11 protein-coding genes are annotated in these 17,745 nt (G+C 44.3%); 1 reads left to right on the plus strand and 10 read right to left on the minus strand.

The window, feature by feature from the left end; genetic code table 11:
• The 6 genes from NYE58_RS26240 to NYE58_RS26265 form a co-directional block, all read right to left on the minus strand.
• The gene (locus NYE58_RS26240; protein WP_445671792.1) at window positions 1–828 is read right to left on the minus strand and encodes a carbohydrate ABC transporter permease; all 828 of its coding nucleotides are present in this window, start codon (window positions 826–828) and stop codon (window positions 1–3) included.
• Between the two features lie 210 nt (window positions 829–1,038).
• Complete coding sequence (locus NYE58_RS26245) at window positions 1,039–2,367, minus strand: response regulator (RefSeq protein ID WP_076134518.1); 1,329 nt, start codon at window positions 2,365–2,367, stop codon at window positions 1,039–1,041.
• 19 nt (window positions 2,368–2,386) lie between these two features.
• The gene (locus NYE58_RS26250; RefSeq protein WP_076193077.1) at window positions 2,387–4,180 is read right to left on the minus strand and encodes a cache domain-containing sensor histidine kinase; all 1,794 of its coding nucleotides are present in this window, start codon (window positions 4,178–4,180) and stop codon (window positions 2,387–2,389) included.
• Between the two features lie 2,385 nt (window positions 4,181–6,565).
• A complete protein-coding gene (pgmB, locus tag NYE58_RS26255) occupies window positions 6,566–7,204 on the minus strand; it encodes a beta-phosphoglucomutase (RefSeq protein ID WP_076130680.1) in 639 nt (212 codons plus the stop codon).
• A 32-nt stretch (window positions 7,205–7,236) separates the two neighbouring features.
• Entirely contained in the window at window positions 7,237–9,519 is a 2,283-nt protein-coding gene (locus NYE58_RS26260; RefSeq protein ID WP_341003407.1) for a glycosyl hydrolase family 65 protein, read from the minus strand.
• Window positions 9,516–11,822: a glycoside hydrolase family 65 protein gene (locus NYE58_RS26265; RefSeq protein WP_341003408.1), complete on the minus strand. Its 2,307-nt coding sequence runs from the start codon at window positions 11,820–11,822 to the stop codon at window positions 9,516–9,518. Before NYE58_RS26265 ends, NYE58_RS26260 begins: the two co-directional genes overlap by 4 nt.
• A 422-nt stretch (window positions 11,823–12,244) precedes the next feature.
• On the opposite strand from NYE58_RS26265, the gene NYE58_RS26270 reads away from it, so the two are divergent.
• Window positions 12,245–12,970, plus strand: coding sequence for a Crp/Fnr family transcriptional regulator (locus NYE58_RS26270; protein ID WP_036682945.1), 726 nt, complete (start codon window positions 12,245–12,247; stop codon window positions 12,968–12,970).
• 178 nt (window positions 12,971–13,148) lie between these two features.
• Here the strand turns inward: NYE58_RS26270 and NYE58_RS26275 are convergent, their stop codons facing one another.
• From NYE58_RS26275 to NYE58_RS26290, 4 genes are all read right to left on the minus strand, one after another.
• Window positions 13,149–13,940 carry a formate/nitrite transporter family protein gene (locus tag NYE58_RS26275; RefSeq protein WP_076130683.1) on the minus strand — a complete coding sequence of 264 codons (792 nt, stop codon included), beginning with the start codon at window positions 13,938–13,940 and terminating at the stop codon, window positions 13,149–13,151.
• A gap of 52 nt (window positions 13,941–13,992) precedes the next feature.
• Window positions 13,993–14,313, minus strand: a complete 321-nt coding sequence (gene nirD, locus NYE58_RS26280; protein WP_076130684.1) for a nitrite reductase small subunit NirD — start codon at window positions 14,311–14,313, stop codon at window positions 13,993–13,995.
• A gap of 32 nt (window positions 14,314–14,345) precedes the next feature.
• Window positions 14,346–16,769, minus strand: a complete 2,424-nt coding sequence (nirB, locus tag NYE58_RS26285) for a nitrite reductase large subunit NirB (RefSeq protein ID WP_076278121.1) — start codon at window positions 16,767–16,769, stop codon at window positions 14,346–14,348.
• Between the two features lie 231 nt (window positions 16,770–17,000).
• Complete coding sequence (locus NYE58_RS26290) at window positions 17,001–17,711, minus strand: hypothetical protein (RefSeq protein WP_076278122.1); 711 nt, start codon at window positions 17,709–17,711, stop codon at window positions 17,001–17,003.
• Window positions 17,712–17,745 lie beyond the last annotated feature (34 nt).

A 17,745-nucleotide genomic window follows, 5' to 3' on the forward strand; every position in this document is an offset into this window, starting at 1 on the left:
TTAGTTGTCCTCCTTGTTAAGCTTGAACTGTAAAATGCCCAAACCACCTAGGACTATGAACATTAGCATGCCAAGCGCAGTCGCTATTCCATAATCGAGTCGCGTAAAAGCATATTTTACGATCAGCAGCGCATAGGTAAGCGTAGTATTATTCGGCCCACCATCAAGCAGCGCCATTTGTGACTGATACCCTTGTGAAGTCCCGATAATCTGTAATATAAACATCAAAATGATCAAATTACGTAGCGAAGGCAATGTGATGTACTTTATACGTGCCCACACACCCGCCCCATCAATCTCAGCTGCTTCATACCAATCCCGCGGAATGCTGAGTACAGCAGCCAAGTATATTAACATCCCTGATCCAAACTGCTGCCACGTCTCCATAAAAACAAGGGAAATCATCGACCACCTTGTATCTGTCAGGAAGGCAACCTGGTCCACACCAAACGAGCTTAATACTGCATTGATTGGGCCCACAGGATCATAAAGCCATCTCCAGAGTCCATATAGCACCACACCAGGCATTACAAAAGGTAGGTAAGCCGCTACCCGCACAAAGCCCCCAAACCTTCTCAGCTCCGAGATCATAATAGCAAAAGCAATCGGAACCCAGAACCCGATAATAAGACATAGAAGCATGTAATACCCTGTATTTTTTAACGCGGTCAAAACATCCGGATCACTAAGGGCTCTAGCATAGTTCTCAAAGCCAACAAAGCTATTCCCTTTTACAAAATCAACATGGTAGAAGCTGTACAACAAGCCTTTAAAAATTGGCACCCACAAGAACATTACAAAAATAATCACAGCAGGTACGAGGAACATATATCCCCAAAAGTTTTTCTTCCAGCGGTTTTGCTTGTAAGGTGTACCCTTCAGCGCCGGCGGATTTTCGGATACAACTGCGGTTTGATTCATCAGGCTCCCTCATTCCATTTTTCTTTCAGCATTTTTCGCAAAATGCTTCCTACCTTAAATTGTAGAAAATGAGGGTTGTACTGAACATGTCTAAATCTACCGAAGTAGTATGTGTTTTTACTTCTTCAATTCACTGGGGCTAATCCCATAATATTTTTTGAAAATTTTACTAAAATGCTCCGGTGATTCATAACCTACACGCTCGGCGATTTCGTATCTGCGAAGATCTGTGTTCAAAATCATCTCCCGGCTTTCTTCCATCCGCAGCTTAATTACATATTCCCACAGGTTGTAACCTGTATTTTTCTTAAACAGATAGCTCAAATAATTGGGGCTGACATGGTTTTTCTTAGCCACTTCATGGATGGTTAATCCTTTTTGCGCATAGTTCTCGTCAATATACTCTCTCGCTTTCTCTACAATCAGATTGCTGCGTGTATGAAGCTCTTCTACTGAAGGATCGGTTGTGTAGCTGTTCCAATTAAAATCCCCGTAGTAAAACACATAATGGTCATTGTGTTCATTATTCCAGAGAATGGCTTTGGAGGCTTGACGGTTCAATACAGCCATAAAAGAAAGACCCTTGAGAATCTGGCTGATGCCGATAACTGCATTTAAGTGCAGATATTTTTGAATATTAAAATGAAGACTACGGCCAAGGATATCTAGCCTATTAATTTGGCTGGCAGACGAATCTTCATAGCTTTTTTCATCCCACTGAATAATGATCGTAATCTCTTCATCCTCTGCGTAAAAGGCTGTCGAGTTCCACTCCTGATCCATCAGCTCTTTGGCGATATTCAGCGCGGCATAACAAAGAAGCCGTCTGTCCCGCAGGGTGTAGTGCTTCTCCTGATTCATTCCAGCCAGAGGTACCTTAATTTTTAAGACGGAAAAATACGGCCCTTGCAGCTTCAGGTTATCCAGCTTTTGCAAGCGTTCTGCATCACACAGTACACCTTCAGGCTCAATGAGCAGCTCATTCAATAACTTGCTGTATTCCGGAAGCGGCTCTTCCAGCCGAAAGCTTTCGTTAATTCCTGACATGAAAATATCCAATTCTGGTGATGGTTTCCCCATCTTAAGCAGCACATTTCGCACCGAATCAAGAAATTGCTCACTGTTCAAAGGTTTGATCAAATAATCCTTCGCTCCAAGCCTAACGGCCATTTGCGCATATTGAAACGTCTCGTGTGCAGAAATCACGATGGTCTGTACCCAGGGTTTGGCCAATTTTGCATGCTGCATTAGATCAATCCCACTCATTGCGCCCATCTGAATATCAGTAACGAGCAGGTCTATTTCCTCCATCCGAATGCAGTCCAGCGCTTCAAAACCACTGTTTGCTGTATAAATATGGTCTATGTTTAACCCCGAAGAAGCTAATAAATTGCTCAGCCCTTTACAAATCAAGGGTTCGTCATCCACAACTAATATATTGAACATATCTGTATGCTCCCCTTCCTTAGTCCTGATTCTCTGATTTCGGAAGCTTAACCGTCACCAATGTACCGCCCTCTTTACGAGGGGTATAGCTGATGCCATAATCAGAGCCGAAGTGTAAATGAATACGCTGGTTAATGTTGCGAATCCCGTAACCGCTGGCCGGATTTGGACTGTCGTCATTCAGCACAGCTTCGATGGCCTGATAATCAACAGTCTTATAGCCATTATCTTCAATAGTGATCTCGACGGTATCGTCCACACAAACTGCGCTAATGATGATTTCCCCATCCTCGCCCATATTTTTGACACCATGAATAATAGCATTCTCAATTAACGGCTGCAGAGTAATTTTAGGAATTAGATTTCTTTTCGTATCTGGATGAATCTCCATTACTACACGAAATATATAATCATACCGGTGCTGCTGCAGCTTGATGTAGGCCGTTGCATGCTCCAGCTCTTCTTCAAGGCTAATCAGCTCCCTTCCCCGACTGAGGCTAATCTTCATAAGCTTGGATAATTCCTTGATCATCTCGGCGGATTCAACGTTACCTTCCAGCGAGCTTTTCCAGTAAATACTCTCCAAAGTGTTGTAGAGCAAATGCGGATTGATCTGCTGATAGAGCAGTTGAAGCTGTGATTCCTTCTGTTTTAGCTCCATCTGGTATTTATAAGTAATTAGTCCATTTAGCCTGCGGGCCATGTCATAGGTAGATCCAATCAGCACACTGACCTCATCGTTACTCCCTCTTTTTGGCGTCTCAGGGACACGATTGCCTGGCTCAAACTTCCGGACGAAAAAAGCTAACTTTTGCAAAGGCGTCATTAATGAACGCCAGAAATAAGTAATCATGATTAATCCAAAAACAGCATAGGCCACAGTTATGTATTGAATCACACTTTTCATTTCGTTTTGTTGCTGCAGCAGCGCTTTTACGGCGATTTTGTAGACTAGCTTTTGTCCTAAGGCATGGTTATTATTGACCACATAAATAAAATCCGAGGTAATAACATCCACGGTTCCCTCCAAATCCTCAGCAACGACCGTCTCCGGCAGCGTAATGATCTCACCAGTATTATTCGTAGTAGAAGCGAGTACACGATTATCCAGATCTGTTAAGTAAATATCACCATCAGGCAACGATATGGATTTAAGGGATTCTCCGATTTTTGCGTCCATTTTGGTAATGACTAAAACCCCAATGGTCTCAGCTTTTCTGGAGATGTTATTGACAGCTCTCATATAGGTAAGAGTCTTCAAGTTTTCCGCTTGTGCACTTAGCTTCCCTGTAAATTTTAGAGATCCGCGGCCCTTTTTCTGGACAACCTCCTCGAACCAATAGGGCTCTTCCGCTTTGGAAAAGAAATATACTCCCGCCTTCTTAACCTGTGGGAAATTGGGTGCAAAAAAATAATAATCCTCGGGATCGTATATATAAAGGGAATAATAGATGCCGTCCCCACGCTCCGCTCCCTGCGAGTAACTGACCAACAGCTTCTCTATCGTCTCATAACGTTTAACCCGCTCCAGAATGGTATCCGAACCCGTCATATTAATCTGTTGAATCAGAGGATTTTGAATTACAGTGGTAGTAATTTTATTTACGGTATCGATATCTCGGTTAATGATGGTGAAGTTTTGCTTGTTCAGCTCTACATAAGCATTCGTCACATGGCGCTTCAGAATTTGCTCAGCCTTCATATTCCCGTAAATGTTCAAAAACAGAATCGGCGAGATCATAATCAGAAACAGCAGGATAAGCTGTTGTTTGACGTTTAGCTTCAAAATCGGCCTAATCAGCCTAGACAACATCGAGATACACCTCCGGGTTCAATAACTATATCAAAGTGATAAACGCTTACATATGTTTATTTTAAAGTTTTTTATGTTCATTTGTATGTAGTTTTTTCTGTTGGGCGAATTTGTGAGAGAGGGAGTCATGGGGTCATTACGAGGAAACTTTGGACTTCCGGCCGCTGTTGTCTCCAGATTTTTTGATTTATACCGCTACTGGCGGATAAAATCCGGAGACAAAGGCGGACGCTTCCGCTCCTCCAGTTCCAAATTTCCTCTCCATGATCTTCCTCCCTTTCTAAAAACCGCAAACAGAAAAAGGGAGGGCGGCGTAAAGATCACTGCGTGGGGCTAGGAGGAATGATCTCTATATGGAAGAAGTGCGATGTATGTTCTTGAACACTTGAATACTCAAGTACTTCAATACTTGAATGTGCTTTGTTGTTGGGCGTCTGGATTACTTGATGTGCGATGGTGGTGCTTATTGTGCGTTGGATTGCTTGATGTGCGACTTACTACTTATTCGGCGTTTTGCATTCCCACACACACTCTTTTCTCGATGAGCGATCGGACTCAGATGCAGCTATTGGGCTGATTTTTGGCTTTTACGGGGAGGTTCGGACTCCAGAGGCGTTATTCGTTCCAAACATGCGCGATACGAGGGCTTTTCGAGCCATTAGCGACTATGGAGTCCGATATCTTCTCAAATGAGCGTAATTTTGGCTAATAGCGACTATGAGGTCCGATACACTGTCCGAGCTTTTGACTAACGTTCTGAATGACTTAATATACGGCTAATAGCGACTATGGGGTCCGATCACCGTCTGAGCTTAAGACTAACCTTCTGAATTATTTACTGTGCGACTTGCTGCTTGTTGTGCGTTTGGATTACTTAATGTGCGGTTTATTACTTATTCGGCGTTTTGCATTCCCACACACACTCTTCACGATGAGCGATCGGACTCAGATACAGCTATTGGGATGATTTTTGGCTTTTACAGGGAGGTTCGGACTCCAGAGGCGTTATTCGTTCCAAACATGCGCGATACGAGGACTTTTCGAGCCAATAGCGACTATGGAGTCCGATAGGATCACAAATGAGCCGAATTTTGGCTAATAGCGACTATGGGGTCCGATACACTGTCCGAGCTTTTGACTAACGTTCTGAATGACTTAATATACGGCTAATAGCGACTATGGGGTCCGATCACCGTCTGAGCTTGAGACTAACCTTCTGAATTATTTACTGTGCGACTTGCTGCTTGTTGTGCGTTTGGATTACTTAATGTGCGGTTTATTACTTATTCGGCGTTTTGCATTCCCACACACACTCTTCACGATGAGCGATCGGACTCAGATACAGCTATTGGGATGATTTTTGGCTTTTACAGGGAGGTTCGGACTCCAGTGGCGTTATTCGTTCCAAACAAGCGCGAAACGAGGACTTTTCGAGCCAATAGCGACTATGGGGTCCGATAGGATCGCAAATGAGCCGGATTATTACTTATAGAGACTATGAGGTCCGATACACTGTCCGAGCTTTTGACTAACGTTCTGAATGACTTAATATACGGCTAATAGCGACTATGGGGTCCGATCACCGTCTGAGCTTAAGACTAACTATCTGAATTACTTAATGTGCAGCTCAGCTACTTATTCGGCGTTTTGCATTCCCACACACACTCTTCACGATGAGCGATCGGACTCAGATGCAGCTATTGGGCTGATTTTTGGCTTTTACGGGGAGGTTCGGACTCCAGAGGCGTTATTCGTTCCAAACATGCGCGATACGAGGGCTTTTCGAGCCATTAGCGACTATGGAGTCCGATATCTTCTCAAATGAGCGTAATTTTGGCTAATAGCGACTATGAGGTCCGATACACTGTCCGAGCTTTTGACTAACGTTCTGAATGACTTAATATACGGCTAATAGCGACTATGGGGTCCGATCACCGTCTGAGCTTAAGACTAACTATCTGAATTACTTAATGTGCAGCTCAGCTACTTATTCGGCGTTTTGCATTCCCACACACACTCTTCACGATGAGCGATCGGACTCAGATGCAGCTATTGGGCTGATTTTTGGCTTTTAGGGGGAGTTTCGGACCCCAGTGGCGTTATTCGTTCCAAACATGCGCAATATGAGGGCTTTTCGAGCTAATAGCGACTATGGGGTCCGATAGGATCGCAAATGAGCCGGATTATTACTTATAGAGACTATGAGGTCCGATACACTGTCCGAGCTTTTGACTAACGTTCTGAATGACTTAATTTGCAGCTAATAGCGACTATGAGGTCCGATAGACAGTCAGAGCTAGCTAAATACAGAGACTTTGCACAAAAAAAAGACCGCCCCCAAAATCATCCGCTACTTTGGAGTCGGTCCCATGTTCATTTAGAGCTTTAGTCTGTCAGCAGCTCATACAATCCTTTTACGACCAGATCAGCTTCCTTCAGCACCTCAGGTTTGCCGATACCTACAACCTTCATCCCAGCAGCTTTACCTGCTTGAACGCCTGCCTCAGCATCTTCAAACACAACACATTCATCCGGCTGCAAGCCTATCTCCTGAGCCGCAATCAGGAACACCTCTGGGTCTGGTTTGGCTAGTGACACTTTGTTGCCGTCAACAACTGCATCAAATAAGTCTGTAATGTTCAGCTTATTCAAAATAAACTCAGCGTTCTTACTGGCTGAACCTAACGCAATCCCAATCCCACGTGATCTCATTCCTGTCAGGTATTCTTTCACTCCAGGCAGCAGCTCCGATTCCTCGAGTCGAGAAATGTATTCTACGTACAGGCGGTTTTTCTTCTCCGCCATTGCCAGCTTCTCTGCTTCCTTAAATTCCAGGCCACCCACTTCCAACAGGATATCAAGCGATCTCATCCGGCTCACACCTTTAAGCCGCTCGTTATCCTCCTCCGTGAATTTAAAGCCAAGCTCATCTGCAAGACTCGCCCACGCCAAATAATGATATTTGGCTGTATCTACGATCACGCCATCCAGATCAAAGATGGCGCCTTTCATATTTTCCAACATTGATTTGCTTCCTCTCCGTTGTGTATTAATATTTATAATCCCGTTTCGTCAAAGGCCAGTCGAAGGGTCTCACCTGCAGAGCAGGACTTGCCTTCTCCGCCTTGCACCGAGAATACCAAGTCTCCACTGTAATCAGCAGCTGTGATCACAGTGACTTCATCCTTACTAATCCGCAGTTGGATGGTATCGGCGCGCAGGGTAACCGGAAGCTGAACGGACTGCCAATGTTTCGGCAGAGATGGATTGATGTGCACAACCCCTCCATCGTAGTCCAACCCAGCGAAGCCAAGAACCGCCGCCATCCAAGCACCACCATTCGCAGCCGGATGAGTCCCTCCGATGTAGAGATCCCCTACATATTGCTTAGATTCGCCGGTGAGATCGACGGTAGCCGTACGCATAAAATACGGATAGCCCCAATCCGGTGAACCAATATCAGCAGCTACCAAAGCGTAGATACAAGGGCTTAAGCTTGATCCGTGTTCCGTACGCGGTTCGTAAAATTCCCAGTTCGCTTGTTTCACTTCCTTGCTAAAGGAGTGCTTGAACAAATTCAGCATCAACACAACGTCTGCTTGTTTAAGTATGGTTGTGGTGGTAGCTAAGCCATTGCCGCCGCCAAAATACTCATTTTTATTAAGCACACGTGATTTCAGTTCTGTTAGTTCTACATCCTCCAAGGTGAGGTACCGGTCGAATTGTTCAATAACAAGACTGGCAGGATCAGGCTGTGGAACATAAAAGCTATCCAGCATCGTTTTGAACTCCTCTAGGAATGGCCCTGAGCTAAACTGAGCGGACAATTGACTGTAATCCTCAGGATACTTCTCTTGCAGCAAAGCTGCCGTACGCAAGGCAATCTCAAGCGTCTCTTTAACCAGTGCATTCGTAAAAGCATTATTGTTCACACGTTCATGATATTCATCCGGACCTGTAACATCCAGAATCTCAAACCGCTGTTTAACCGAATTATAGTAAGCGTAAGAGTAGAAAAAGCGAGCGCATTCCCAGATCACCTCTGCTCCTCCACTAGTAAGCAGACTTTCATCGCCTGTGAATTGAACATATTTCCAGATCCCATGCACAACGTCACCACTGATATGAACCTGCTTATCGCGGAAATAGGTGCGCATCGGCCGGCCTGTAAATACATCATTCACATTAAACAAAGTACAGGCATCGTCTCCCGTATCCTGACTTTCCCAAGCATAAAATGCGCCCAAAAATCCATATTCCGCTGCCTTACGGCGTGCACCATCCAATGTATGAATCCGGTACATCATCAAGTTCCGCGCTACCTTAGGATCACTGTGCAGGAAAAACGGCAACATAAACATTTCCGTATCCCAAAATACAGCTCCCTTATATACCTGACCCGATAATCCCCGGGCTGGAATAGACACCTTCTCCGAAACTGTAGGCGCAATGATTAACAGCTGATAGATACTATATCTCAAGGCAAATTGGGCAGCTTCATCACCTTCGATGATTACATCACTGTGTGACCATCTCTCATCCCATATCAGACGGTGAGACTTAAATAACGCCTCATAACCCAGCGCCTCAGCAGCATGGACAGATTTAACAGCTTCCGTCTCCGGCTGATCAGCATCAAGTCCAGTATAGACTGCTACACACTTAAACCATTCATACGTCTCACCCGCACGGGCATGAAAAGAAATCCGGCGAACAGCAGCCCCATCTTCCAGTAGCTCCTCACCAAAACTGAATACCGCCCTCTCCGCCACAACAACCGGAATCTTCAATTCTCCGCTGACAGATGAAGAGATCAGCACCTCGTCCTTCAATTGCACCGTTTGTCCGTAGAGATGAGGTCCATTGATATCCCACACATCTAAGTCAATTCCCGTCTCAATGACTACTCGGCAGTCTTGTGTGCTGCGAATAGAGTATTTACTAACGAGCAAGTGAAGATTATCCTGGCTTACGAATCGATCTGCGGTAAACGTCAACGTCCCTCCGTCAGATACAGCATATTCAGTGCTCCGATGATGAATGGCATTTCGGATATTTAGCTCCTGAGTATGAGCGGCCGGTTCACGGTCAAGCACACTTAAGAGCTGATCATTACAGAAAATCTTGGTCAACAATCCATTAGGGGCATTAACGGGTTCTCTCCATTTGTCTCCTGCTCTGTCATATAGACCTGCGAGGGTGACAGCTACTAGCTCGGTTTTGCTGAATTCCTCCAGTGTGCCGCGATATCCCATGTAGCCGTTGCCTAACATATATTTGTTACCGTTTGTCGTCACCAGCTGTTTATCAAAACAACTATCCTTTGCGGTCCAATTCATCCTGCCAGCATCCCTTCGCCTAGCGGAAGCGTCTTCCCGGAAGCATCCACTTTAATCGACTGTCCGTACACTATAATTTCGGTACTTCCACCATTAACCGCAGTGATTGTTACTGAATTTTTGTCCACCACAATTCTCAGAAGCACTCCTTCATACAACACTTGGAAGCTATATTCATCCCAGCGTTCTGGCAGGGTTGGCTGAAAGGACAGACGCGCTCCATCCGAACGCATTCCGCCAAAGCCGTAAACAATATTCATCCAAGCAGCAGCAATTGAGGTAGTATGCAGCCCTTCACGGGTATTGCGGTTATAGTTGTCTAAATCCAGTCGAGTAGCAAATTCAAAAAACGAATATGCTTCCTCGGGTTTGCCGATTTCACTTGCCAAAATGGAGTGGATCGAAGGTGACAGCGAAGACTCATGAATACATCTAGGCTCGTAGTATTCGTAGTTCGCCAGCTTCGCTTCTTTAGAGAATTGTCCGCTGTACAAGAACATAAACATAAGTACATCCGGCTGCTTAATCATGTCATAGCGATACAAACGATCATATGACCAGTTCGAATATAATGGGAATTCTGTTACCGGAATCGAATGAATATCAATATGTGGCATATCGAAGAACCCATCATGCTCTTCATAAACTCCTGTCACTTCGTCAACCGGAATCCGCATATTTTGCGCCTTATTTTCCCAATCGGTGAGTTCCTCGTCATGAAGTTCTGTTTTCTCTACCACAGCTGCAAAAGCAGCAGGAGCCTGTTCTTTCATCTCCCGAAGAGTCTCTAGGGTGTATTCAAAAGATTGTTGAGCCATCAGATTAATGTAACAGTTGTTATTGACCATCAATTGGAACTCATCAGGACCCATTACGCCAAAATAACCATATTCCCCGCTGCGTTGCCCCCATTGACCACGTGTAGCATAGAATCTGCTGATCTGAATCAGCATCTCAGCCCCTTTACTATGCAGGAAGCTTTTATCACCGGTATTTTTGACATAATGCCAAATGCCATAAGAAACAGCAGTCCCTACATGAAGCTGAAGATTAGAGTGCTGCCAGAGATCACAGCTTTCTGTTCCATCTATAGTAGCAATAGGATAGCAAGCTCCCTCACAATCCACCTCTTTAGCGCGCTGCATAGCCTGTGGCAATGTTTTATATCTGAATTCCAATAAGCTCCGGGCAGCCTTTGGATTATTGAACATATAGAACGGTAAGCAATAGGATTCTGTATCCCAAAAAGCCAACCCACGATATACTTCCCCCGTCAGCCCTTTGGCACCAATATTAAAACCGGGATGATCGCCATGATAGGTCTGATAAAGCTGGAAGATACAGAAACGAATACCCTGTTGATTCTCAGGATCGCCCTCAATTCGGATATCACTTGTCTCCCAGATGCCCTTCCAATAAGCTGTCTGATCAGCGATTATTTGAGTATCCGTCAATTGGCTTGCGGTTTCAGCAAGAGACAGACCTTTGCTCCACAGCTCTTCATCTGTATGGGCAGAATCACTATCCGAATAGTTCATAACCAGTTTGGTAAAATAGGAGACTTCTCCTTTCGTAAGGTTGAGGGTGAAATTTTGTCCAATAAACTTATCACTCTCAGTAGCAGTGAGCTGTAACGGCTGCGAGGATTGTAAGGTAAAGCTTGAGAACAGCTTATTCCCAGTATTCACTGTACTCGCCATAATAGCAGAGGACGCTCCACTTACTCCGCTGCGGAGACTGTTCCACATACATTCGCCGCGTTCTTCATGAATAATGCCGAAATCAAGACCTGCACAAATGTCCACGCTCCCCGAGAAATTAAGGGGTTCAAATTCCACCCGCTGCAACCCCAAATGAGACATAGTCATGCTGACCAGACGTGTAAAGACTACTTTTAGTGACTTGCCATCGTTTAGATGCCAGATTAGCTCTCTCCGATACGTACCCTTACGAAGATCCAACCTACGCACATAATCCGTTACGTTACTTTTTGCTAAATCAAGCTGTTCACCATCTACAGATAGACGTGTATACAGCCAGTCCACTGCATTCACCATATATCTCAGCGAGCGAATAATCCCTTTGTAGTGATTGCCAATATCCAATTGTTCATTTAATCCATTAAAATAACTTCCTTGCAGGGTGTCACCTGAATACCCTTCCTCTGCATATCCCCGTACACCCATATATTCATTACCCAATGAAAAAATAGATTCCGAAGTCCGATTTCGCTCTGGATCAAAGCCCTCTTCAATAATTGCCCACGGATCAACCTTAAGATATTTGTCTGCTACTTTAGCCATTTATGATTTCTCCTTCTCCTGATTTTTGCTCCAATTTCAGGATATCGCTGCATAGCAGTAGAGCCAATGTCCGACCGTAATGAAGATGTGTGCATTTATACGGAGTTGAGATAAAACTAATTTCTTGAACATGAATTTCAACTGTGTTATATGTTACAATCTAACGGGGACGCAAAAAAACAGCGATTAACCCAGTATTTGAGAATAATGGATAGCCGCTGTTCATATATCATAAACGTGAGATCACTTACTCTTTTTTAGTTAAAAAGAATATTACATCGAACACTTTAGAAGTGAAATTTATCACAATGTTGAAAATTCGACACTTTTAAACGATTTTTTATAACCAATTCGAGGGATTTTCAAGGTATAATTAATTTAAAATTTACTGAAAAACTGAGGGAATAAAGGGGATGTCGATTATGCTAAAAGAACATTACAATGTTATCGAAGCCCACGGAAATACAAACTGTTTCTCCGAACAGAATTTCAACAGACTTCTAGTTACAATGAAAGAGCGCATAGTTCCAGAGGGTTCACATCTATTCTGGGAAGGCGACTACTCGGATAAATTGTTTTATATCAAACGTGGACGTGTGAAATTAACTAAATCTACTGATGAAGGTAAAGAACTCATTCTTTATATGTATCAAGCTGGTGATATGGTAGGTCAAGCAGATCCATTCTTCAGCACTAAGCATAGCTTTACAGCCGAAGTGATTGAAGAAAGTGAAGTTGGCGTCATCGAACAAAAGGATCTAGAAATTCTCATCTGCCAACATTGTGACTTTGCTATCGACTTTATGAAATGGATGGGTATTCATCACCGTCTCACCCAAACTAAATTCCGTGATCTAATGATGTACGGCAAACCAGGTGCACTCTGCTCCACGCTCATTCGTCTTGGCAACACCTACGGTGAGAAGAGCAGCGACGGTGAGAATATCCTTATCAACAAAAAAATCACGCATACAGATTTGTCCAACATGATCGGTGCCACTCGTGAAAGTGTTAACAGGATGCTGAGCGACCTGCGTAAAAAAGATGCTGTTGAGTATGAGAACGGTATGATTGTCATCAAGGACCTTGGCATGCTGCAAGAAATTTGCCACTGCGAATTGTGTCCGAACGAAATCTGCCGGATCTAATTCCGTTATAATATACCCTCTATTCACCTCAATGAAACATACATGACCCAATTATTCTGCATAATATAAAATAGAGTGGTCCAAGGCGCCTAATGCAGGTGTCTTTTTTTATATTCAACAAAAAAAGAGCTATACCCAAGATCGGTTCAGCTCTAATATAGTTAATTAAAAATGGATCTTAACGGTTGTTGCGAGCACCACGCACTGGTGAGATCACCCAATAGGCCATACCGACGAATACGCCTCCACCAATGATATTCCCCAAAGTTACAGGGATCATATTATGCAGCCATCCAGCTATCGTAATGGTTTCCGGATGATTTGGAAGCAACACAGCAACACTAAGCAGAGTCATATTAGCCACACTATGCTCATATCCGCTTGCGATAAAGGCAAACAGACACCACCAGATTAAGATTAGCTTAGCAGATTCACTTTTAGCGCGTGAGGACATCCATAGCGCTAAACAGACCAGCCAGTTACATAGGATTCCACGAAAAAACAGCTCAGAGAACGGGAGACTCATTTTTTTAGCAGCAGCTGTAAAAATCAAATGCTCCGGCGGCGCAGCACTGAACAACCCAGTCCCACGAATTAAAAGTGCTAAAATCACTGCACCTACCACATTCCCGATGAATACAAGAATCCAGTTCTTAACGGTATCCCAGATACTGGTTCTGCCTGCCAGTGTACTTACAGTAAAAAACATATTATTCCCGGTAAACAGCTCTGAGCCTGCAAATACTACAAGCGTCAGGGCGATGCCGAAGGATGTGCCCATAATAAGCGGTTGGAAAGGAGATTTGGCAGCCGCTAGCGGTGCTCCTAGGGAGAAAATAAGGATAATCCCAATGCCTACATAAGCACCTGCCAATAGGGCTGCTAGAAAATATCTTGGCAAGCTTTCATTCATTTTGTCCCGCTTACTGACTGCCGTCTCTACGATGCTCTCCACACTTTGCGTAAACATAATACTCCACCCCACCGTTTTCTATTAAATCTATTACTACACTCTTCGGTGTCTACACGCTCACTGTAACTTTCTCTCCGTCCAGTGTGACTGGATAAGTCACCACACTACCTTGGTCTGGTGCCTGCACCTCACCCGTGCGCAGATCGATTTTCCAATCGTACAGTGGATCGTACAGATAGTGACCTGACACGATCCCTTCAGCAAGCGGGCCCCCCTTAGGATGAGGACTGCGATTCTCTACTGCATAGATGGCTCCGTCAGAGGCACGGAACACAGCCAGTTCAACATTTCCAGCAATCACTACGCGGCCAATTTGCAGCAGGAAATCCTGTACTGATCCTATTGCATACGTTTGTGTGGTCTTATTCATTGGTCTCTCCCCTTCTGTGTGCGTTATATCCGCTAGACTCTTGTTTCTTCAAAAAGCGCAGTACGAGTGCTGCTGTCATTGAGCATTTTTTTCCAAGGATCCGTAACCTGAGTCAGAGCAAAGTCAATCCGTGCGGCCAGCTCTTTGCGGTTATCTTCATTATTCAAAATGACCATTTGAATCTGCTCAAGTCCCATACGCTCAACCCACTCGGAGGTTCTCTCCAAATAATTGCCGGTCTCACGGTAATATTGCATCACAGCGGAGCACACTTCGATCAACTCTTCATCGGTCTTTATTTTGCAGAAGGAGTCAGCGATCCGTGGCTTGATCCCACCGTTACCACCGATAAACACTTCCCAACCGCCATCATTACCGACGATGCCAATATCCTTCGTACAGGATTCCGCACAGTTACGCGGGCAGCCGTTGACAGCTATTTTAAACTTGGCAGGAAAATCAAGACGTTCATACTTACGTTCTATGAGCGCGCCCATTCCCAGCGAATCCTGTGTGCCGAAACGGCAGAACTGTGAACCCACACAAGTCTTAACGGTACGTAGCGACTTGGCATAACCATAACCTGATGGCATATCGAGCTCTTCCCATACTTTCGGCAGATCCTCTTTTTTCACCCCGATTAGATCCAGGCGTTGCCCACCAGTCACCTTAACAACTTTCACATCATATTTAAGGGAGACATCAGCGATTTTCTTCAAATCCTCCGGTGTCGTTACCCCGCCGTACATGCGTGGAATAACGGTATAGGTTCCGTCTTTCTGAATATTGGCTCCCATACGTTCATTAACAAAGCGTGATTCCTTCTCGTCTTGATGTGTATCCGGATTTATCATCCCCAGATAATAGTTAATCGCCGGACGGCATTTAGAGCAGCCTTCCTCTTGTTTCCAACCCAGTACATGCATAACCTCTTTAGTAGTACTAAGACCTTTAGCTGTAATCTCAGCAACAATCTCATCCCGGCTAAGCGTTGTGCAACTACAAATTCCTTGCTTGGCAGACTGCTCAAAACTATCACCCAGGACAAATTGTAAAATTTGTTCTACAACCGGTTTACAACCTCCGCAAGAGCGCGTCGCTCCTGTACATGCTTTTATTTCGTCCACAGTAGTAAAACCATTTTCTATGACCGCATCCACAATCGCTTTTTTCGTAACCCCGTTACAGCCACAAACGATTTCTTCGTCCGCCATCGCTTCTACGGATGTGCTCTTTTTGGCTCCATTTCCGCAGCAGCCCGTACCCATAACCTCTGTATAAATTTCATCGGTCATTACAGCGCCTTGTTTTACTAACTTTTGCAGGTTAGCCGACTCTGTCACATCCCCGAACAGGACTGCACCAACAATGACATTGTCTTTGAGCAGAATTTTCTTATAGGTTCGCTTCCATTCATCTTTGCTTGAGATTACAGCATGTTCAGGAGAATCCATAAACTCACCTGCAGAAAATACATCCACTCCGGAAATTTTTAATTTGGTGGAGACAACAGAACCTTCATATGGGTTTGTATCGCTTCCGCAGAGATGTTTAGCTAGAACCATCCCCTGCTCGAATAGCGGAGCTACTAATCCGTAACAAACTCCGCGATGTTCGGCACATTCGCCAATGGAATATACATTTTGCATAGAGGTCTGCAGATAATCGTCCACTACAATCCCACGATTAACAGCAATTCCGCTTTCTTTTGCCACAGTTATATTCGGTTTGATGCCTACAGCCATAACTACAAAATCAGCCGCAAGTGAAGTGCCATCACTAAATTGTAATCCACTTACTCTCTGTTCCCCGGTCAATTCTACTGTTTGTTTGCCCATGGCAAATTTCACGCCTTGACGCTCTAGCTCAGCTTGCAACATAGAGGAGGCATTACGATCCAGCTGGCGCTCCATTAGATCTTCCATCAGATGCACTACAGTAACGTCCATGCCAAGGTTCACAAGACCCTTTGCCGCTTCCAAGCCAAGTAAACCCCCGCCGATTACCGCCGCTTTGTTGTATTGTTTAGCCGCAGCCAGCATTGCATCACAATCTGCAATATCCCGGAAACCCACAACGCCTTCCTTATCACAACCAGGTACAGGTAAAATAAATGAATTCGAACCCGTTGCAATAATCACTTTATCGTAAGAAACAGCCATACCGTTATCCGCAATTACTTGCTTAGAATGCTCGTCAATTCGTGTAACTGTTGTTGCTGTATGCAAGGTAATGTTGTTATCTTCATACCAATTCCAGTCGTTTAGGATGATATCGTTGATGGTTTTGCTGCCTTCGAGAACATAGGACAACATGATCCGATTATAATTGGGATGAGGTTCGCTTCCAAAGACCGTAATGTCATAAGCTCCACCTAGCTTCAATATCTGCTCTAGCGTACCTATGCCTGCCATACCGTTGCCGACTAATACTAATTTTTCTCTCTTCGCTGCCATGGTTAGGTGCCTCCTCAGTCTTATCCGTTCTTGTTGAACTTTGCTTCAACTTCTCTTCTACATAATGGAATTATACATTTCAAAATTTAAGAGAGATTGTGATTACAGTCACATTAAATGTGAATGTTTTCACATAAAAATGAGACAACTTTATTAGGTTATAACTTCCAATTAAAAAAGCCAGATCACGGGTTCTGAGCAACCGTAGATCTGGCATTTATGTACTTTTTTTTAACGTATAGCCAATAAAATCTCCAATTCATCCTGCACTCTAAGCTTCATGTCCATTCCATTCTCAAGCAGCTGCTTCCCATTCACCTTCATCTTCCAAACTTCATTGCTAAGAGGAGTATAATCACCAATAGATAACACCTTTTTGTTGTCTTCGGTTAACTGCACCACACTGCTGTTCTTCAACAAACCTCTCACTGTTAAATCTTCAGTAAATCCCATAACATATGAATGATTCAAATTCACTTGCTCACTTCCACCATTCACGGTCAACAACACAATTTGAAGGGGTTCTTCTTGTTCCTTAGACATCGCCGTAATTACTAATTTTGATTCATGCCCGACTGTTCGACCCCAATCCTCAGGTCCAATGGTCCCCCCATCCATTTGCAGCTCCCAATTCATTCCTGGACCGAGTGAAATATTATTTACCGTTAGAATGCTTGTGTTATCCTCAGAAAAGGTGGCCTTCCCACTACCTTTCAGTAGGTCAAAGATCGTTATCCCTTTTCTGTAGCTCTCGCTAAGCTGCTTGTCCAAAGGGTTGGTAAGCAAGTCATTTCCCGCAACGATAAGCGAAAGCGTAGGCCCGTCTGATCCTGCTAAGTCATTATTCCCTTCATTATTAATGTCAGCAAGAGTGGAACACCCACCTATTATGAATACGATGACTAATCCTACTAACAACCTCCACATATATTTCGTGGGCATAGTGACACCGCCTTGTCCCGCCTAATGACCACAC

Source organism: Paenibacillus sp. FSL L8-0708, assembly GCF_038009325.1.
GTDB lineage: Bacteria > Bacillota > Bacilli > Paenibacillales > Paenibacillaceae > Paenibacillus_AQ > Paenibacillus_AQ odorifer.

Coding starts and splice junctions, on each gene's coding strand:
- NYE58_RS26240 (WP_445671792.1), bottom strand. CDS start 828: ATGTTCCTCGTACCTGCTGTGATTATTTTTGTAATGTTCTTGTGGGTG.
- NYE58_RS26245 (WP_076134518.1), bottom strand. CDS start 2,367: ATGTTCAATATATTAGTTGTGGATGACGAACCCTTGATTTGTAAAGGG.
- NYE58_RS26250 (WP_076193077.1), bottom strand. CDS start 4,180: ATGTTGTCTAGGCTGATTAGGCCGATTTTGAAGCTAAACGTCAAACAA.
- pgmB (WP_076130680.1), bottom strand. CDS start 7,204: ATGTTGGAAAATATGAAAGGCGCCATCTTTGATCTGGATGGCGTGATC.
- NYE58_RS26260 (WP_341003407.1), bottom strand. CDS start 9,519: ATGAATTGGACCGCAAAGGATAGTTGTTTTGATAAACAGCTGGTGACG.
- NYE58_RS26265 (WP_341003408.1), bottom strand. CDS start 11,822: ATGGCTAAAGTAGCAGACAAATATCTTAAGGTTGATCCGTGGGCAATT.
- NYE58_RS26270 (WP_036682945.1), top strand. CDS start 12,245: ATGCTAAAAGAACATTACAATGTTATCGAAGCCCACGGAAATACAAAC.
- NYE58_RS26275 (WP_076130683.1), bottom strand. CDS start 13,940: ATGTTTACGCAAAGTGTGGAGAGCATCGTAGAGACGGCAGTCAGTAAG.
- nirD (WP_076130684.1), bottom strand. CDS start 14,313: ATGAATAAGACCACACAAACGTATGCAATAGGATCAGTACAGGATTTC.
- nirB (WP_076278121.1), bottom strand. CDS start 16,769: ATGGCAGCGAAGAGAGAAAAATTAGTATTAGTCGGCAACGGTATGGCA.
- NYE58_RS26290 (WP_076278122.1), bottom strand. CDS start 17,711: ATGCCCACGAAATATATGTGGAGGTTGTTAGTAGGATTAGTCATCGTA.